The following is an 18,798-nucleotide window of genomic DNA, read 5'->3' as shown; positions in this document are numbered from 1 at the left end:
ACCCTAATGAAAGATCAAAAAAAATCAGGAACAGGTAATCCTATAAGTCGCTTAGAAGGGACTTTAAAAGTGATGGGGAAAGCAAAATATTCTTCAGAATTTGCCATAGATAATTTGGCCTTTGCTCAAGGGATACAAAGTACTGTTGCAGCAGGTAAAATACTAAATATAGATACCGCTGAGGCAGAAAAGCAAGATGGTGTAATAAAAATTATTACGCATCAAAATGCAATGAAGCTTAAAGGCTATGGTGGTCGCTTTGAATCACCAGATACAAAAAGTATATCACCCAGTTTACAGACTACAGATGTTCATTATTATGGTGAGTATATAGGTGTTGTGGTAGCAGAAACTTTTGAGCAAGCACGTTATGCTGCAAATCTTGTCAAAGTAACCTACGATAAAGAGAATCCAAAAATAGATTTTGATAAGCATACAGATGAACTCTATATGCCTAAAAAGATTAATGGAGAATCTCATACAAACACCCAATGGGGCGATGTTGACAAAGGTATGAATGAAGCCTTTAAGACGGTTGATGTCACCTACAACACGCCTATAGAACATCACCATCCTATGGAGCTGCACAATATAATTGCAACCTGGGAAGGTGATAAAGTAACCGCCTACGCATCGACTCAAATTGTTGCACACGCAGTAAAAACCATTGCAGATACCTTTCAGATTTCTGAAGATAATGTACGGGTAATTACTCCTTATGTTGGAGGAGGATTTGGTTCTAAACTACAACTTAGAGAACACGGTATTTTAGGAATCATGGCAGCAAAAATGACCGGTAGACCGGTGCAGCTTACCGTAACCCGTCATGAGATGTTTACTGCTGTAGGTTTTAGACAACATAACCGCCAGCACATGAGATTAGGTGCAGACAAAGAAGGAGTACTTACTGCTGTCGCTCACGAGACCACTGCTGCAACTTCTGTTTATGAAGAATTTCAAGAGCAGTGTGGTGCAATGACTCGTATGTTATATAATACGCCTAATTCACTAGTTACGCATAAATTAATGAAGCTCAACTTACCATCTCCTAGATGGATGCGTGCACCAGGTGAAGCGCCGGGTAGCTTTGCTTTAGAATCTGCTATGGATGAGCTTGCTTTCAAATTACAAATGGATCCTGCAGAACTGCGTATTAAAAATGATACGCAACACGATTTGAGTGTTGACAAACCCTTTTCTTCAAGACAACTCGTAGAATGTATACGTATAGGTGCAAAAAAGTTTGATTGGAAAAATAAATGGAATCCTAAACCCGGTCATACTACAAAAGAAAATTGGCTGGTAGGTTATGGTATGAGTGCGTCATCACGACAAGCCCCTTATATGGAGAGTTCGGCAAAAATAAGCCTGAAGCTCGAAGGAGAGAAAGTATTTGCAACCGTACAATCTGATGCTACAGATATAGGAACCGGTAGTTATACAATTATAGGACAAACGGTTGCAGAATATTTAAAAATTCCTATTGAGCAAATAAGTGTAGAATTAGGAGATTCTAAATTTCCAAAAACACCGGGTTCTGGTGGGTCCTGGGGTGCAGCCTCGTATACAAATGGCGCTAAAGTTGCTTGCGATAATGCTTTCACCTCTTTAAAAACCCTGGCAAGTACCAGTGATGATTTAAGTATTGCAGAACTTATGAAAAAAGCAAAACTTAAAGAATTTGAAGCTGAAGGTACAGCAGGACCTACCGCTGAGTTTGATAAATACTCCGTATATTCTTTTGGTGCAAACTTTTGTGAAGTCTGGGTTGATGAGTATAGTGGAATGATACGTCTTGAACATTTCGTAAATGTGGGTTCTGCAGGTAAAATTTTAAACCCTAAAACAGCTTACGGACAAATAATAGGTGGTATTACATGGGGAATAGGCCAAGCCTTGACAGAGCATTCGCAAATAGAACCTAATCACGGTAATTTTATTACGCGCTCATTTGCAGATTATCACGTACCTGTAAATCTAGATTTAGGTAAAATTGATGTCATATTTCTACCTGAAGAAGATTTTATCGCAAACCCAATGGGTGTAAAAGGTATAGGAGAATTAGGAATTACAAGTATTGCAGCAGCAATTTCTAATGCTGTGTTTAATGCAACCGGTAAGCGCGTACGCGATTTGCCAATAACTCCTGAAAAAATAATAACTACACCAGTTGAAGTAGCTTAAAATTTAGTGTAAACCTAAAAGTCGTAAAATAATGGCGAGCTGCCCTGTATGATAGGCATTGTGTTCAATAACGAGCATTAATTCCCGCAATACAGACTGCTTCTCGCCATGTTTTGCTACAGCCATTAAATCTGTTTGCTCATCTTCTATAAAGTTTGCTAACAGTAATCTATTTACAAAAAAATGATCTTTAAGAACTTTCCATTCTTTTTTAGATTCAGCTGTTTTTTCTAGAGGCCAGTAATCTGCAGGCCAGTTAGGTAATATATAATGCTCTGAAGTGCAAAAATTTAAAATGTCTTTTTGAGCATAATTTATATGATAAAAAATCTCATAAAAAGAATAGGGCAATCCTACCGGGCGATCGCCTACACTTTTAAAACTAATCTTATCAAGCAAATCATCTATTGGCATAAATGCCTCTCCACCCTTTAAGTGTTTCAATAAATGAGATTTAAGTTGTGCTTTAGACATTAGACACGACCCTTTAATGCATTAAATACCCAGGCAATCGCAAAAAAACCAACACCCACTGCGGCAAAACCGTAACCCGCAATCTCATTATATCTAAAAGCACCTAATGCTATAAGTGCCAGACCTACAACAATCATAATAAAGGTTGCCCAGCTAAGTACTGTATTTTTATTCATCATTGTTTTTAGATTTAGGACGTATCTCTATTCGTAAAAACTAATAGAGTCGGGCTATTCGCTGTATCTGCTCTTTCGCTTAAGCTCCAGAGCAGGATGCCGCTGCTATCCCTTACGCAAATAATGTAAAAAACAAATATCGTTTTTTTCATATAAATATAACTGAAGATTACGATGTCGATTTCGTATTTTCGTTACAATTCAATCTTGCGTTAGGGATCAATGCAGTTACCCCGCCAAAGCCAACAGCTGGCGTGTAACGCTGCGAGCCTGCCCCACAACTTAGTGTGGGGAACGCCCAAAATTTGCATATGGATATCAAATTCAACAAAAACGAAGATCACAATAAACTACTTACCTCAGACCTTAAACAACGTTTTGCTAAAGTAAAAATGGGAGGTGGTGAGCAACGTATCGCTAAACAGCACGCTGCAGGCAAACTTACCGCACGTGAACGCATTAACTTTTTACTCGACAAACCCGAAAAAGCTATCGAAATAGCTGCATTTGCCGGTGACGGTATGTATGAAGAACACGGCGGTTGCCCAAGTGGCGGTGTAGTTGTTAAAATAGGAAAGGTAAGCGGTAAACTTTGCGTTGTGGTTGCTAATGACGCCACTGTAAAAGCCGGAGCGTGGTTTCCTATTACAGGTAAGAAAAATTTGAGAGCTCAAGAAATAAGCATTGAGAACAGACTGCCTATCATTTATCTTGTTGACAGCGCCGGGGTATACTTACCTATGCAAGATGAGATTTTCCCAGACAAAGAACATTTTGGACGCATTTTTAGAAACAATGCGGTAATGAGTAGTATGGGCATTACTCAAATTAGTGCTATAATGGGAAGTTGTGTTGCCGGTGGTGCCTACCTACCCATTATGAGTGACGAGGCGATGATTGTAGATAAAACAGGTAGTATTTTTCTTGCCGGCAGTTATTTGGTTAAAGCTGCTATAGGGGAAAGTGTAGATAATGAGACGCTGGGTGGCGCTACAACACATTGTGAGATAAGTGGCGTAACAGATTACAAAGCTACAGACGATAAAGATGCACTTACCAGAATAAAGAATATAATGGGCAAAATAGGTGATTTTGATAAGGCGGGTTTTAACAGAATTGCCGCTTCAAAACCTACCGAAGACCCTAAAGATATATTTGGGATTTTACCTGCCAAGCGCAGTGATCAATATGATATGAAAGATATCATCAAACGTCTTGTTGATAATTCTGAATTTGAAGAATATAAAGAGGGCTACGGGCAGACACTTATTACAGCATACGCACGTATAGATGGCTGGGCAGTAGGTATTGTTGCTAACCAGCGAAAGATTGTAAAAACTAAGAATGGTGAAATGCAGTTTGGCGGTGTTATTTATAGCGACAGTGCAGATAAAGCCACACGTTTTATTGCTAACTGTAATCAGAAAAAAATTCCTCTGGTATTTTTACAAGATGTTACCGGTTTTATGGTAGGAAGCAAAAGTGAACATGGTGGCATCATTAAAGATGGTGCAAAGATGGTAAATGCCGTAAGTAACTCGGTCGTGCCAAAATTTACCATTGTAATAGGAAACTCTTATGGTGCCGGTAATTATGCAATGTGTGGTAAAGCTTATGACCCAAGATTAATTGTCGCCTGGCCATCTGCCGAGCTTGCTGTAATGAGTGGTAATAGTGCTGCAAAAGTATTACTGCAAATAGAAACTGCTTCTTTAAAAAAACAAGGTAAGGAGATTACTGAAGAAGTTGAGAAAGAACTGTATGACCGTATAAAAGCTCGTTATGATGAGCAGGTTTCACCGTATTATGCAGCATCACGTATCTGGACAGATGCTATTATAGACCCCTTAGAAACACGCAACTGGATTTCTACGGGTATTGAAGCTGCCAACCAAGCACCTATTGAAAAGAAATTTAATTTAGGAATAATACAGGTTTAGTTTTCTAGTATATGAATTTTAAGGTTTCAAAATCTATTAGTGTCATACTTGTAATTTTAATTACAGCTGTTCTTTCTTACTTGGCTATTCAATATTTATTTTTAGAAAAAGCTGATGTAGATCATGTACTAGAAGAAGAAACTATTAAAATCAATAAGCAAACGCCCATTAAATTAGATAAAGAAACTACATTAGACAGCGCAGTAGTGAGTGGTGAGAAAAGTTTTAATTATTATTATACTCTAATTTACAAAGCAGATGCTGTAAACAAAGATACGGTAGTTAAATATGTAAAACCTACTATAATTGCCCGCTTAAAAAGTAATCCTGAGATGGATTATTTTAGAAATAATGATGTGATTATTTACTACCACTACTTGGGATATGATGGTCTGCCGGCAGTTACCTTAAAAATAACCCCAGATCTTTATAAAAACTAGACTATGCAATTTGAGGAGCATAACATAGCATCTAAAATTTATAATCTGGATTTCTTTTTTGAACTTTCTCCAGATTTGATGTGCGTAGCAGGTTTTGACGGATTTTTTAAGAAGGTAAATCCTGCAGTTATTAATACGTTAGGTTATACAGAAGCAGAGTTATTTTCTAAACCTATTTCAGAATTCATTTTTGAACAAGATAAAGATCTTACTAAGAACAAGAGAAAAAACTTATTACGTAGCACTCTGCTTACTCAATTTGAGAATCGCTATGTCCATAAAAACGGAAGTATCATTTGGTTGAGCTGGTCTTCAATAGCCTTAAAACAAGAACAAGTTGTTTATGCAATTGCAAAAGACATAACAGCTAAGAAGAATATTGAACTCGAACGAAATCAGCATTTACAAAATTTAAACGAAACCAATAAAGACCTTAAGTTTTTTAATTATTCAAGTTCTCACGATTTGAGATCACCGCTAAGTAACCTAATGGCCCTGCATCAATTATTAGATAACACAAGGGTTGACAACCCGGAAGCTTCAGAATATATAGGATTGCTTAAAATAGCGACTAATAATCTTAATGAGGTCATCAATACGTATATGAGTAATTGGATTAAAAAAGATCGGTTATCGCTGCAATTGTCCGAAGTTAATTTTGAAACGGTTTTAAATGATGCTAAGACTTCAATACATCAACTTATAGTACAAGATCATGTTCAATTTAAAACAAATTTTGAAAAAGCTCCTTCTGTAGTTTTCTCTCCCCAGTATCTTACAAGCGTTTTTCTAAATTTAATAACCAACTCTATTAAATACGCTAAACCAAATCAAACTCCAGAAATTGAAATTTGCACAAAAAAAACACATACTAATGTGCAGCTTATATATAAGGATAATGGGATAGGTATAGATCTCAATAAGGCCGGAGATTCTATTTTTAAACTGCAACAGCGTTTTCACAACTCTTCACATAAAGATAGTAATGGTATAGGTCTATATCTCGTTTATAATCATATAACCGCTCTAGGTGGAAAAATAGAAGTTACAAGTACTCTAAATGAGGGCACCACATTTACAATTACTTTTAAAAATACAGTATCGCACTAATCCTTGGTAAATTCAATTTACTCTATCTTCAGTATTATATTCTCTCAATTCAATAACTAAATCGGTTAAGTAAACATTACAGTAGCCCAAAATTCTATCCTATCTTTGCGCGAAATTATCGATTCAACTTAACTGAATGGTAATTCAATACACTATTATATGTTTAAGAAAAGTCTAATTGCCTTATCTATAGGGGGTTTTGGAATAGGAATGACTGAGTTTGTGATGATGGGTATATTACCTGATGTTGCAAAAGATCTCAATATAAGTATACCGCAGGCAGGGCATTTTATCTCGGCTTATGCTCTAGGCGTGGTTATAGGTGCTCCCATTTTAGTTGCCATTGCAGGAAATTATTCGCCTAAAAAAATACTTCTGGCGCTGATGCTGGCATTTACCGTATTTAACTCCCTTTCTATATTTGCGACCAGTTATAACTTAATGTTTATATCACGCTTACTTTCTGGCCTACCACATGGCGCATTTTTTGGTGTAGGTGCGGTTGTGGCAAGTAGGCTAGTTCCTAAAGAAAAAGCCGCAAGTGCAGTTGCAATGATGTTTAGTGGTCTAACTGTAGCAAATATTATAGGAATTCCTTTAGGTACTTATGTAGGACATAATATCTCCTGGAGGTATACTTTTATGATTGTGGTGGCCGTGGGTGTACTCACGGTTTTAGCAATTACATTCTGGTTGCCTAAGATTGAAAAAAACAAACCCATACCTATAAAAGACGCTCTTAAAATTTTTAGGCGTACCGAATTATGGCTTATACTGGGAATCACAGCAATAGGAACCGGGGGCTTCTTTGCATGGTATAGCTATATCACTCCCTTACTTACTGAAGTAAGCGGGTTTGATAATAAGATGGTTATCTTCATATTAATGTTAGCTGGTCTAGGAATGACTTTCGGAAATGTTTTAGGCGGGAAATTAGCAGACAAATTTTCGCCAATTAAAGCGACTGCTATACTTCTGGGAGCAATGACTATATGTTTAATAACGATATCCTTTATTGCGCATATACAATGGATGATGCTTATAATGGTTTTTATAACCGGAGCTTTTGCCTTTTCTACGGCACCATCTATACAGATGTTGATGATAAAATCTGCTAAAGAGTCTGAAATGCTTGCTTCTTCTGTAAATCAGGCTGCTTTTAATGTTGCTAATGCGATTGGGGCATTTTTAGGAGGCCTACCTATCGCAGCAGGATACGGTTATACATCACCAGAATTAGTAGGTGCAGTTTTAGCGTTTTGCGGGGTAGGTTTATCTATTAGTGTAATACAATACCGTAAAAAGCAGGAGAAAAAACTTTTAAAAGAAAATTAATTTTAATCAATCAATATTAACTCTTGCTGGCGCTTATTAACATAGCTAAAGCCTTTAGAATTCCATAAACCGGCTTCTTCAAGCATTATACGTATATCTTTATTCCATTCTGGTAAATTTACTGTTGTATTTAATTCTATTGCATAAACAGTATTAGGAAAGAGTTTGTAATCACCAGAACCCTCAACACCGTCCTGCGCGTCCCACATACCTATTGTGGTACCTGCAGAGTGGCCGTATAAGCCAAGTGGATGTGTATAAATTGAAGGTACTAAACCTGCTGCTTTAGCTTCGGTTAGTGATTCTTTTAAAATCATATTTCCAGTTTTCCCGGTTTCAAATTTTGAAGTAAGAATGTCTTGAAGTTGGTTTCCTTTAGCAAAGGCGTCTACTAAAAACTGCGGTGCTGCCGTTTCCCCGTCCTTTAAAATATAGGCGTGCTGCTGGCAATCTGTATTGAGACGTAAATAAGATATGCCAAAATCACAATGAATCAAATCTCCCGGTAAAATAACCTGCGCTTCATTATGATTTGTAAAAGCAGTTAGATGGCTCTCTAACTTTTCATTTGCCCGCTGAATATCTACTGTAGGATGAAACCATGTTTCTAAACCTAAATCTGTAACTTTTTGTCTCAAAAACCAAACTACATCTTCTGTCGTGGTTTTTCCCGGCTTTATAAAACTACTATTAAATGCTTCTCTTATGATATTGTGCGTGATGCCTACAAGCTCTTGAAAAAGTTGAAGCTCGAGCGGACTTCTCGTTTCTACCCAGCCTACCGCTAATGGTTCTGCAGATACTACTTTAGATTTGTACGTTTCTGGCAAAATATTCATAAAGGCCTCATAATCTGTTTTTACAAGACCGTCTGCAATACCATAATCATCAGAATAATTAAGTGCTATTTTATTAGGATTACGCTCATCAATGATTTTCATTAAAGCTTTCCACTGGTCTGGTTCCTGCTCCTTATCCCAGGCAGAGGTTATACTATCACCTATATTGTATCTAGCTACAGCAAGCTTCTCTAGTTTATTTTTAGACTCATCCCAATAAAAGACTATGATTGTGCGTCTGCGTGCATTTAGCCAAGTAGCCGGCAACATCGTTCGCATTACAGGATCTTCATTATATTCTCTTGAAATGAGCACCCACATATCTATACCGGTGCGGTACATAAGATTAGGCAATACATTTTCAAAACGATCAGCAAGAATTCTATCTACTAACGCAGCGCGATCACGCTCTGGTAAAATTTGTGCCTGTGCAGTATTGTAATAACAAAATAAGAAAATGGAGAAGAGTAGTAGATTACGCATAAAGAGGAATAAAATTGATAATCGAAATTACGCATTAACCCTCAATAAAAAAAGGTGCTCAAAGCACCTTTTATAAACTAATTCTCTCTGTTTTTCTTTCGTTTTCGTACCGCGGAAGACGTAAAATCCATAGTTATAAATTTTTCTATTTCTTCTTCAGAAAGTATAGACTTTAAATTTGTTTTAAATTCAGTTTGCATGCGCTCAAAATCTTTGCGCATGGTTTCTGCATCTTTAGTTTTATCTTTTTGCAGCCCCATTACATTATCAAAATGCGTTTCTAAATACGTACGCAATACTTCAGTCTCAAAAGGATCTAACTCAAACTCCGTTACATACTCTTCTATGCGCTCATCTACCAGCTCTGCAGAAGTTTTAGGTTCGTCTCTGGGACCTTGCTGAGAAGCACCGGCGCCCATCATACTGCTTCCCATACGACTACGACCATACCCATTACCACCATAGCCACCACCACCATAACCATACTGTGCTGATGCATCAAACATACCAAACAAAACTACTGTAGCGATGAAAAAAATATATCTCATAATTCTTAATTTGTGTTACAAAGGAATAAAAATAATATCAATCTGTGGCCTTAACCAGCCTTATAAATTCTGCTCTAAAGCCTTCTTTGTCTTTTCCGCGACCGTATTCAGCAAGACTCAGCGTCATAGACTTAGGCGCATCACCTTTAAAAGGTGAGTCTCTCAGTTGCATACCGAATAGCGCTAAACTTGCTATAAAATTAAAATCTTCTGAAGCGTTACTTATATCCTTAGCATCTGGTTTAACAATCTCTTCAATTAGCTTACTCGTGTCACTATTGGGTTCTTTGTATCTAATTTTAACCGTTACTAACTCAATAGATTTACCAGTAGCACTAGTTATCGTATTTGTATACTTTAAATCGTCTACAGGTTTTAAAAATGGAGAATTTTTTCCTACCGGTAAAATTTCGTAAAGAGCAGTAACGGTATGCCCACTGCCTATTTCGCCTGCATCTTTAGTGTCATCATTAAAATCTTCATCATTTAACAGGCGATTTTCGTAGCCTATAAGACGGTATCCTTTTACTAAAGCAGGATTAAATTCTACCTGTATTTTAACATCTTTTGCTATGGTGTATAAAGTACCACCAAACTCGGTACCCAGTACTTTGCGAGCTTCCTGCATCGTATCTATATAGGCATAATTACCATTGCCCTTGTCTGCCAGGGTTTCTAATTTTGAATCTTTATAATTTCCCATTCCAAAGCCTAAGGCTGTAAGATAAATACCCGAAGCTCTTTTTTCTTCGATTAAATCTTCCATCTCGCGATCACTGCTTAGACCTACATTAAAATCCCCATCTGTTGCTAAAATAATACGGTTATTTCCCCCATCTATAAAATGTTTTTCAACTAAAGAATAGGCAAGTTTCAAGCCAGCACCACCCGCTGTTCTACCGCCAGCTTCAAGCTTATCTAAGGCATTTAAAATTTCTGTTTTATTAGACCCGTTTGTAGGTTCTAATACCGTACCTGCTGCACCGGCATAAACAACAATAGCCACTTTATCCTGTTCTCTTAGTTGATTTACCAGTATTTTAAACGCTGCTTTTAAAAGAGGTAATTTATTTGCATTATTCATAGACCCGGATACATCTAAAAGAAAAACAAGATTTGAACTTGGCAAATCACCTAACGGAATTTCTTTTCCCTTAATTCCTATCTTAATCAATTGGGTATCGCTATTCCAGGGAGTATTTGCAACCTCAGCGTTCATTAAAAAAGGATCTCCGTTTTTAGGTTGCTCATAGTCATAATTAAAATAATTAATCATTTCTTCAATACGCACGGCATCTACCGGAATATCCTGACCATTATTAATCATTCTACGAATATTGCTATAAGCTGCACGATCTACATCAATTGAAAATGTAGATAGCGGACTCGCACTTACATGTTTAAATTGATTTTCGTCTATTCTTGCGTAGCTCTCAGTCACATTCTGATAATTGTAAACGCCATGAGCAGGAGCGATTTTTGAGTGAAAGCCTTGCGAGTAACTCATAAAAGCAATTTCTTCTACAGGTTCATTATCACGCACAATAACTTCCTCTAAAGCCTCTGAAGATTCTAAAACCACCTTTAAAAATTGGGTGTTCTTAACTGTTGTAGTTTTTGTGATATACCCAATAAAACTAAAAGTCAGGACATCACCTATCTGTGTTTTAATAGTAAAATTCCCATTAGAATCTGTAATGCTTTTGTGACCGCCTAGTTTACTTACGACACGAACTCCGGCAAGTGTTTGACCTTCACCTGTTACCTGACCAGATAACATAATTTTATTTTGTGCTGAAACTTCAAGACTTGCTCCTGTAATAAAAAGGAGCATAATTAAGAGTGTATTTTTTTTCATCAGAGGTGAGCTTTAAAATTTGATAAATGAAATATCAAGTTCCCTGCCAAGAATCTGATTCAACCCTTAATCTAAATTTTGTATTCTGGTTTTAAGCCCGTTATAATCTCACTACGTTTAATTTTTCCATTAGGAGTACGTGCAAATTTAGGAACACAGTATAACTCTTTAGGAACCTCATACTTTTCTAAAACTTCAAAATTGAGTTTTGAAGCATCAAAACTGTCACATTCCATAATAAGAATTAAACGCTCTCCCAGCCTATCATCAGGGATACCCGCGACAAGAAAATTTACATCTATCTGAAGCGTAAGTTTTTTCTCAATACTCTCTGGATATAATTTAATACCACCACTGTTTACAACATTGTCTATGCGACCTAGCCAATGAAATTTTTTATAGGAGACGAGATCAACCAAATCGTTTGTAACAATAGGATCTGTTGTAACCTTAGGCGCTTTTATAATGAGGCAACCGCGATCATCCTGGCTTACGGTAACTTTATTTAACGTTTTAAAAGGAGGCTCTGCATCTCTACTTTTTTTAGAATTGACCCTACGCACAGCTATATGTGTAATGGTTTCTGTCATTCCGTAAGTCTCATAGATTTTTGCGGGACTGTCTTTTACTAAGTTTTTAAGCGACTCAGAAAAAACTCCACCACCTATAATAAGCTTACTTAATAAATGTAAACGGGCAATACTATTATCTAGCTGAAAGGGTGTCATTGCAGAAAAGTCGTAACGCTTAAAAACCTGATCAAGCGGATTAGATTTAGGAGGAACCACATCTAATTTCCAACCTAAAATAACTGCGCGTACAAACATCATTTTGCCAGCGATAAAGCGAGTAGGCAAGCAATGTAGTGCAGAAGTACCAGCGTCTAGCTTAAACTGCTTACCTGTAGCTTTAGCACTGTTAATCATATGCCGTTTAAGAAGCTTTATGCTTTTAGGAGCACCTGTAGAACCTGAGGTATTTACAAAAACATAATCTTTATCATTAAGCCAGTCAAGAATAAATGAAGAGAGTTCCTGCTCATACAATTCGCCGCTGTCAATTAAATTTGCGGCGAGAATTTTTAAGCCTGCTGCTTTAAGCGGCTTACCGTTGAGTTTAAATTCAGGATGTACTTCATATTTAGACATCGTAAGCTGTTTTAATCTGCTACAAAATGGTCTTCTAATTTAGGACTTTCCGGTTCATTAACAGCTCCAAAAAGCTTTTCTTTCCATCCGGTCCATTTGTATTTATAGGCTAATATTCCTAAAAAAATAGGATAAATTATAAATACCGGTAACACATCAACAATTCCTGCTGTAGGATCTGAAATATCCTTGAAAATTGAATCGGTTTGAAACGCAGTCCAGTCTGCGGTTACTAATAGAGCAGTTATAAGATTGTTTGCTGCGTGATACCCAAGAGCTAGCTCCATACCTTCGTCCATCAAAGTCATAATACCTAGAATAAGACCGGTACCAAAATAAAATACCATTACGATATCTCCCATCGCACTTATCTCAGGGTTGAAATAATGCAAGCCGCCAAATATAAAAGAAGTCATAAGCAGCGGAAACCATCTGTTTTTAGCTAAAATCCCAAAGCCCTGCATTAAATATCCTCTAAATACCAATTCTTCTACACTTGTTTGTATAGGTACTAAAAGAATTGCAATTACTGCCAGTATTAGAAATGGCACAAGACTGAAGGAGACTAATAGTTCTTCAGGTGCATAAAAATAGCTGATCAATGTCGCCGAAATAGTATAAATCGCAATCATACCAAAGGCAAACCAGACTCTGCCCCAATCAAACTTAGCTCGGGTGGTCACCAAATCTTTGAGCTTTTGCTGGTGTAAAAATTTAATAACAAACAGTAATCCACCAAAGGCGAAAACAAAAGAGATAAGTATTAGAAAGAAAGTAAGGTTTTTATCTAAGACGCCCATTATTGCATTTTGATCCAGATTTTCCATAGAACTTTGCAGCTTCTCAGGATTGTCCATATTCGAAACTCCCAGCTTAAATAATACTGCGACTGTAAGCGGTAATTGCCCTATAACTGATGCAAAAATAACAAGTAAAGAACCTAATAGATACCTCCAGAAATTATGTAGTGACTTGTAAGCTAATTCTATAAACATATATTAAAATTGAAAGCTCCAGTTTTTTTGTTGTGAATACCACAGCTGCCCGTGCTCTATTTCTAATGGGGAAGATACATTATTTGTGTATAAACCGCCAGTACCTAAGCCTTGAGGAATTGTTGTGCTTTTTGAAAATGTATATTGTGCAATTGCATTTAAACCTATATTACTTTCTAAAGCAGAAGTAATCCACCAGCCTATGTCTAATTCTTCTGCAAGCTGAATCCACGAATCGCAACCTCTAAAACCTCCTACAAGACTAGGTTTTAAAATAATGTACTGCGGTTTAATTTGTTGAAGTAACTCTTTCTGACGCTTATAGCCAAAAACGCCTATCAACTCTTCATCAAGAGCAATAGGCAGTTTAGTATTCTCACATAGTTTTGCCATCTCTTCTTCCTGGCGTTGTTGTATGGGCTGCTCTATAGAATGAATTTCTAAAGCAGCAAGCCGTTCTAATTTTTGTAGGGCTTCAGTAGGCTTAAATGCTCCGTTAGCATCAACTCTTAGGGTTATTTGTTCTGCGGAAAACTTCTCTCTTATTCCTTCTAAAAGTTTTATTTCGGCATCAAAATCAATAGCACCTATTTTCATTTTGATACAATTAAAACCAGAAGCTAGCTTTGCGGCTATTTGGTCCTGCATAAACTGAGGCGTTCCCATCCAGATGAGTCCGTTAATTGCTATCGCATCTTTACCTTGCGTAAATGCAGAAGGAAAAAGCTCAAAAGTATTTGCCGCATTAAAGGATTTAAAAGCCATCTCAACTCCAAATTGAATGCTAGGAAAGTCTTCTAATCTATCGTAAAGGATTTGCTCACCCAGATGGATATTTTCACAAGCCCATTTTAGATGTTCTTCATAATCTGGGCGGTCGTCTATACTTAAACCACGCAGAATACCGCACTCACCAATTCCTATCTTTTGTTCTTCTTCGATTTTTATAAACCAGGTTTCTTTTTGACTAAGAATGCCCCGAGAAGTACCGCTAGGCTGTTTAAAGTCGAGAATATACTTTTTATATGTTGCTTTCAAAAATGGCTTATTATAATTCTATTGATTCCCCTATTTCAAGTAAGGTAAGTTTCTTTTCTACAGAACTAAATGCTTTTTTGGCGCCATCGTGATCAATTTCTATAAAACCAAAAGTATCGTAATGACAACCTATAATGTTATTACATTCTATAAAATCACTTGCACGTACTGCATCGCCTATTCCCATTGTAAAATTATCTCCAATAGGTAGAATAGCCACATCAAGATCAAACTCTAACGGAATTAGCTTCATATCCATCGTTAGTGCAGTATCACCGGCCATATAAATTGTCTTCCCATCTATACTAAATACAAACCCACCGGGTTGACCGCCGTAACTTCCATCTGGGAAGGAGCTGGTATGTATTGCATTTACATATTTGACTTTACCAAATGAAAACTCCCAGCTTCCGCCGTGGTTCATAGGGTGTGTTTCTAAATCTTTTGCAGCGTAGTGATTTGCAATCTCATAATTGCTAACAATCGTTGCCCCAGATTGTTTCGCTATAGCTTCGGCATCTAAAGTATGATCTTGATGAGCGTGCGTTAAGAATATAAAATCTGGATTTAGATTTTTAATATCAATTTTATCCTTTGCAAGGTCGTTTCCTGTTATAAAAGGATCTGTAAGAAGTGTTGCTTTTTCAGTTTCAAAACCAAAACAGTTTTGTCCGTAATAGGTGATTTTCATAGTATTTTCAATTTCATATTTCTATCTCTGAAATTTACGAAAACACGCATATCACACTATCTACTTACCTTATAAGGTTCTGTTAAAATAGAAATCCTAAAGTAAAAAGTATTGAAAAAAAGAATGTAGCCAAAGCTACCTTTTTAAGCTGAGGATCTAATAGTGCCGGGCTATGATTCGCTTTTACTACCTTAATGTGTTTAGTTAACGGAATAAAAACCACAAAAGCTATTGCAGAATATTTGAAAGTATTTGTAAGCTGAAAGAAAATTAGAGTCGCTAAAAAAGCACCGCCTATTAAACTATAATGATAAATTTTTGCCTTTTTCTCGCCTAAAATAACCGCAAGCGTATTCTTATTTACGCGTGAGTCTGACAGGCGATCACGCATATTATTAAGATTAAGAACCGCCATACTTAGAAAGCCTATTGTTAAAGCAGGTAAAAAAACTACCCTACGTAATTCTAAGGTGTACATATAATAAGTACCTACGACTGCTACTAATCCAAAAAATATAAAGACAAAAAAATCACCTAACCCTCTGTAGCCATAAGCCCCACGCCCTACAGTATATTTAACTGCAGCAAGTATGGCAGACAGACCTAATAGAAAAAAGATTAAAGATTGTACAAACTTGTCTGACCCAAAGGCTGTGTAAATAAGCGCCAGACTTAATAAACTGGTTAATACTGCTGTAAAAACAATACCTCTTTTGAGTTGATTAGCAGTTAACAAACCACTTTGCATAGCGCGAGCAGGACCTATGCGCTCGTCATTATCTGTGCCTTTTATACCATCGCCATAATCATTAGCAAAGTTTGAAAGAATTTGAAAACCCAGAGTTGCCAGTAAAGCCAGGATACAAATGCTCCATCTAAAAGCCCCTGTATTGTAAGCCAGTGCACTACCTACCAATATACCTGATACAGATAAAGGTAACGTACGCAACCTTGCGGCAGAAATCCAAGCTTTAACTCGTGTCATAGATTTTATAATTTAATCGCAAAAGTAGACTTATCTTATGGTATTTAAAAATGACGCAAGTAGCAGTCAAAAATTACTGAGCAGTTCTAAAATCAATATCGAAAGCGTTATAGTTAGCGCATTAATTACTATTTTTCGGTTTTAAAAATAGATTGAAAAATGAAACACACACTACTCTACTTCTTTTTAGGTTGTTCTCTTTTAAGTTGTAAATCAAAAACAGAAAACACACCAGAAATTTCTGAAACCATAGTAACAGAAGCTAAAAAACCTTTTGCCTGGGAAGCTGCCAATTTTTACTTTCTACTTACAGATCGTTTCAATAATGGCAACACAAATAACGATATCAATTTTGGACGCGATAAGGAAACGGCTGTTTTACGTGGATTTAAAGGTGGTGATATTGCAGGTATTACGCAAAAGATTGAAGATGGCTATTTTACAAACTTAGGTATTAATGCAATTTGGTTTACTCCGGTTGTTGAGCAAGTACATGGTGCAGTTGATGAAGGTACAGGCGTAACCTACGGGTATCATGGGTATTGGACAAAAGACTGGACTGCTCTTGATCCTAACTTTGGTACTTATGAAGAATTACAAAAGCTTGTTACTACAGCGCATCAAAATGGAATACGCATCGTGATGGATGTTGTACTTAACCACACAGGACCAGTTACTGATACTGATGTTTTTTGGGGCGAAGATTGGGCACGGCAACAACCCCAGTGTACTTATGATGGCTATGACGCTACAACTCTATGTACGCTGGTAGCAAACCTACCCGATATAAAAACCGAAAGCGAAAAAGAAGTTGAACTACCTGCTTTTTTAATAGAAAAATGGAAAAAAGAAGGCCGTTACGATGCAGAATTAGAAGAGTTAAACTCGTTTTTTGCAACTAGTGAGCTTGCAAAAACTCCGCGGAATTACATTATAAAATGGCTTACAGATTACATTCGTGATTTAGGCATAGACGCTTTTAGGGTAGATACTGTAAAGCATGTTGATGAGGCAGCGTGGTCTGTTATGAGAACACAGGCAGACCTGGCATTTGCCAGCTATAAAAGCAATAATCCTGATTTAGTTTTAGACGATAATGCATTTTTTATGTTAGGAGAAGTCTATAATTATAACATTGGCGGTGGTAGAGATTATGATTTTGGGGATCAAAAAGTAGATTATTTTGCTCACGGTTTTGACAACCTAATCAATTTTCAATTTAAATATGATGCCACGGGAGATTATGAGCAGATGTTCTCCAGCTATGACTCTATACTACACACTGCTTTAAAGAGTAAAAGTGTACTTAATTATGCGACGTCGCACGACGATGGTCAACCTTTTGATAAAGACCGAAGCAAAGCCTATGAAACAGGAACTAAATTATTACTCACACCCGGTTTGTCACAAATTTATTACGGTGATGAGATTGCCCGTAATTTAACAATTCCCGGCGCTGATGGTGATGCCACGTTACGTGGAATGATGCCGTGGTCACAACTAGATTCTACTGAAACTAAAGCCATACTAAATCACTGGCAAAAACTAGGAACATTTAGAAGAGATCACCTTTCTGTAGGTGCCGGGCGCCATAAAATGCTTCAGGAAAAGCCGTACGTGTTTTCAAGAACCTATTCTAAAAATGAAATCAATGATGCAGTTGTTGTAGGCTTAGATTTACCAGAAGGTGAAAAAGAAATTTTGGTTACTCCTATTTTCAAAAATGGTGAGATTATTACAGATAGGTATTCCGGGAATACTGCTACAGTAAAAAATGGCAAAATATCTTTAAACACTGCATCTACTATCGTATTACTTGAAAAGTCTTAAAATGCTAATTACATTAACTTTAGGCTATCACCTCTATTAAGCGATTTGCATTAGAATTTTTATTTCAATCTGATCTAGATACGGTTTCAATAACACGATTTAGATCAGATTTTTTTATGAACTTAGATGTATAATTTATGAAATGGTTTTTCCTTTTACTTACAATCCCACTTATGAACACTACTTTATTCAATTTTAAAAAGGATACAGATATTAGTAAATGGCAAGTAGTTGATGATGTCGTTATGGGAGGCAGATCATCGGGTTCTTTTAAACTCAATAAAGATGGCAATGGCGAGTTCTCAGGTCACATATCTTTAGAAAACAATGGCGGCTTTTCGTCATTGCAATACAATTTGCCTACTACTTTTGTAAATCCTGAACAGTCAGTAGAACTCTATTTAAAAGGTGACGGCAAGGATTATCAGTTTAGAGTAAAAGACAAAATCTCAAATTCTCATTCTTATGTTTATACCTTTAAAACAACAGGAGATTGGCAAGTTGTAAAAATTCAACTAAGTCAAATGACTCCACAATTTAGAGGTCGCAAATTACAGATGAATGCGTTTGATCAAAATCAGATAGAGCAACTAACTTTTTTAATAGGAAATAAAAAAAAAGAAGATTTTAAACTTGAGCTCGACAAAATTGTCTTAGTACATTAATATCAACTTTTATTTAACACACCCTCTTAGCATAGGTCAATTTTTTTAAAGAGTTGTGC

At 36.6% G+C, this 18,798-nt stretch carries 17 protein-coding genes; 7 read left to right on the top strand and 10 right to left on the bottom strand.

Features of this window, described 5'->3' with window-relative positions; genetic code table 11:
• Window positions 1-6: 6 nt before the first annotated feature.
• On the top strand, window positions 7-2,184 hold the full coding sequence (locus ACIGAM_RS08225) for a xanthine dehydrogenase family protein molybdopterin-binding subunit (RefSeq protein ID WP_396510977.1): 2,178 nt from the start codon (window positions 7-9) through the stop codon (window positions 2,182-2,184).
• A 3-nt stretch (window positions 2,185-2,187) separates the two neighbouring features.
• Here ACIGAM_RS08225 and ACIGAM_RS08220 read toward each other — a convergent pair whose 3' ends face one another.
• Both ACIGAM_RS08220 and ACIGAM_RS08215 read right to left on the bottom strand, forming a co-directional pair.
• Complete coding sequence (locus tag ACIGAM_RS08220; RefSeq protein WP_396510976.1) at window positions 2,188-2,628, bottom strand: DinB family protein; 441 nt, start codon at window positions 2,626-2,628, stop codon at window positions 2,188-2,190.
• A gap of 29 nt (window positions 2,629-2,657) precedes the next feature.
• Window positions 2,658-2,834 (bottom strand): CAL67264 family membrane protein, encoded by a 177-nt coding sequence (locus ACIGAM_RS08215; protein WP_234405886.1) that lies wholly within the window; start codon window positions 2,832-2,834, stop codon window positions 2,658-2,660.
• Window positions 2,835-3,145: 311 nt separating this feature from the next.
• On the opposite strand from ACIGAM_RS08215, the gene ACIGAM_RS08210 reads away from it, so the two are divergent.
• From ACIGAM_RS08210 to ACIGAM_RS08195, 4 genes are all read left to right on the top strand, one after another.
• Window positions 3,146-4,774, top strand: coding sequence for an acyl-CoA carboxylase subunit beta (locus tag ACIGAM_RS08210; protein ID WP_396510975.1), 1,629 nt, complete (start codon window positions 3,146-3,148; stop codon window positions 4,772-4,774).
• A gap of 11 nt (window positions 4,775-4,785) precedes the next feature.
• Window positions 4,786-5,214 carry a hypothetical protein gene (locus ACIGAM_RS08205; protein ID WP_396510974.1) on the top strand — a complete coding sequence of 143 codons (429 nt, stop codon included), beginning with the start codon at window positions 4,786-4,788 and terminating at the stop codon, window positions 5,212-5,214.
• A 3-nt stretch (window positions 5,215-5,217) separates the two neighbouring features.
• Window positions 5,218-6,324, top strand: coding sequence for a PAS domain S-box protein (locus ACIGAM_RS08200; protein WP_396510973.1), 1,107 nt, complete (start codon window positions 5,218-5,220; stop codon window positions 6,322-6,324).
• 159 nt (window positions 6,325-6,483) lie between these two features.
• Window positions 6,484-7,659, top strand: a complete 1,176-nt coding sequence (locus ACIGAM_RS08195) for an MFS transporter (protein WP_396510972.1) — start codon at window positions 6,484-6,486, stop codon at window positions 7,657-7,659.
• A 2-nt stretch (window positions 7,660-7,661) separates the two neighbouring features.
• On the opposite strand, the gene ACIGAM_RS08190 is transcribed toward ACIGAM_RS08195, so the two are convergent.
• The 8 genes from ACIGAM_RS08190 to menA form a co-directional block, all read right to left on the bottom strand.
• A complete protein-coding gene (locus ACIGAM_RS08190; RefSeq protein WP_396510971.1) occupies window positions 7,662-8,981 on the bottom strand; it encodes a M24 family metallopeptidase in 1,320 nt (439 codons plus the stop codon).
• Between the two features lie 77 nt (window positions 8,982-9,058).
• Entirely contained in the window at window positions 9,059-9,529 is a 471-nt protein-coding gene (locus ACIGAM_RS08185; RefSeq protein ID WP_396510970.1) for a hypothetical protein, read from the bottom strand.
• A gap of 37 nt (window positions 9,530-9,566) precedes the next feature.
• A complete protein-coding gene (locus ACIGAM_RS08180; protein ID WP_396510969.1) occupies window positions 9,567-11,387 on the bottom strand; it encodes a von Willebrand factor type A domain-containing protein in 1,821 nt (606 codons plus the stop codon).
• A 71-nt stretch (window positions 11,388-11,458) separates the two neighbouring features.
• Complete coding sequence (locus ACIGAM_RS08175) at window positions 11,459-12,535, bottom strand: AMP-binding protein (RefSeq protein WP_396510968.1); 1,077 nt, start codon at window positions 12,533-12,535, stop codon at window positions 11,459-11,461.
• An 11-nt stretch (window positions 12,536-12,546) separates the two neighbouring features.
• Window positions 12,547-13,530, bottom strand: coding sequence for a lysostaphin resistance A-like protein (locus ACIGAM_RS08170; protein WP_396510967.1), 984 nt, complete (start codon window positions 13,528-13,530; stop codon window positions 12,547-12,549).
• Window positions 13,531-13,533: 3 nt separating this feature from the next.
• Window positions 13,534-14,568, bottom strand: a complete 1,035-nt coding sequence (locus ACIGAM_RS08165; protein WP_396510966.1) for an o-succinylbenzoate synthase — start codon at window positions 14,566-14,568, stop codon at window positions 13,534-13,536.
• Between the two features lie 10 nt (window positions 14,569-14,578).
• Window positions 14,579-15,259 carry a metal-dependent hydrolase gene (locus ACIGAM_RS08160; RefSeq protein WP_396510965.1) on the bottom strand — a complete coding sequence of 227 codons (681 nt, stop codon included), beginning with the start codon at window positions 15,257-15,259 and terminating at the stop codon, window positions 14,579-14,581.
• An 82-nt stretch (window positions 15,260-15,341) separates the two neighbouring features.
• Window positions 15,342-16,244 (bottom strand): 1,4-dihydroxy-2-naphthoate octaprenyltransferase, encoded by a 903-nt coding sequence (gene menA, locus ACIGAM_RS08155; RefSeq protein ID WP_396510964.1) that lies wholly within the window; start codon window positions 16,242-16,244, stop codon window positions 15,342-15,344.
• A 159-nt stretch (window positions 16,245-16,403) separates the two neighbouring features.
• Between menA and ACIGAM_RS08150 the strand changes: the two genes are divergently transcribed.
• Both ACIGAM_RS08150 and ACIGAM_RS08145 read left to right on the top strand, forming a co-directional pair.
• Complete coding sequence (locus ACIGAM_RS08150; RefSeq protein ID WP_396510963.1) at window positions 16,404-18,074, top strand: alpha-amylase family glycosyl hydrolase; 1,671 nt, start codon at window positions 16,404-16,406, stop codon at window positions 18,072-18,074.
• A gap of 173 nt (window positions 18,075-18,247) precedes the next feature.
• The gene (locus ACIGAM_RS08145; RefSeq protein ID WP_396510962.1) at window positions 18,248-18,739 is read left to right on the top strand and encodes a CIA30 family protein; all 492 of its coding nucleotides are present in this window, start codon (window positions 18,248-18,250) and stop codon (window positions 18,737-18,739) included.
• The last annotated feature ends 59 nt before the right edge of the window (window positions 18,740-18,798 follow it).

The sequence above is a fragment of the Leeuwenhoekiella sp. NPDC079379 genome, assembly GCF_044542075.1.
Lineage (GTDB): Bacteria > Bacteroidota > Bacteroidia > Flavobacteriales > Flavobacteriaceae > Leeuwenhoekiella.
Note: the sequence above shows the minus strand (reverse complement) of the source record. Positions and strands in the feature narration are given on the sequence as shown.

Coding starts and splice junctions, on each gene's coding strand:
- ACIGAM_RS08225 (WP_396510977.1), top strand. CDS start 7: ATGAAAGATCAAAAAAAATCAGGAACAGGTAATCCTATAAGTCGCTTA.
- ACIGAM_RS08215 (WP_234405886.1), bottom strand. CDS start 2,834: ATGAATAAAAATACAGTACTTAGCTGGGCAACCTTTATTATGATTGTT.
- ACIGAM_RS08210 (WP_396510975.1), top strand. CDS start 3,146: ATGGATATCAAATTCAACAAAAACGAAGATCACAATAAACTACTTACC.
- ACIGAM_RS08205 (WP_396510974.1), top strand. CDS start 4,786: ATGAATTTTAAGGTTTCAAAATCTATTAGTGTCATACTTGTAATTTTA.
- ACIGAM_RS08200 (WP_396510973.1), top strand. CDS start 5,218: ATGCAATTTGAGGAGCATAACATAGCATCTAAAATTTATAATCTGGAT.
- ACIGAM_RS08195 (WP_396510972.1), top strand. CDS start 6,484: ATGTTTAAGAAAAGTCTAATTGCCTTATCTATAGGGGGTTTTGGAATA.
- ACIGAM_RS08190 (WP_396510971.1), bottom strand. CDS start 8,981: ATGCGTAATCTACTACTCTTCTCCATTTTCTTATTTTGTTATTACAAT.
- ACIGAM_RS08185 (WP_396510970.1), bottom strand. CDS start 9,529: ATGAGATATATTTTTTTCATCGCTACAGTAGTTTTGTTTGGTATGTTT.
- ACIGAM_RS08180 (WP_396510969.1), bottom strand. CDS start 11,387: ATGAAAAAAAATACACTCTTAATTATGCTCCTTTTTATTACAGGAGCA.
- ACIGAM_RS08175 (WP_396510968.1), bottom strand. CDS start 12,535: ATGTCTAAATATGAAGTACATCCTGAATTTAAACTCAACGGTAAGCCG.
- ACIGAM_RS08170 (WP_396510967.1), bottom strand. CDS start 13,530: ATGTTTATAGAATTAGCTTACAAGTCACTACATAATTTCTGGAGGTAT.
- ACIGAM_RS08160 (WP_396510965.1), bottom strand. CDS start 15,259: ATGAAAATCACCTATTACGGACAAAACTGTTTTGGTTTTGAAACTGAA.
- menA (WP_396510964.1), bottom strand. CDS start 16,244: ATGACACGAGTTAAAGCTTGGATTTCTGCCGCAAGGTTGCGTACGTTA.
- ACIGAM_RS08150 (WP_396510963.1), top strand. CDS start 16,404: ATGAAACACACACTACTCTACTTCTTTTTAGGTTGTTCTCTTTTAAGT.
- ACIGAM_RS08145 (WP_396510962.1), top strand. CDS start 18,248: ATGAACACTACTTTATTCAATTTTAAAAAGGATACAGATATTAGTAAA.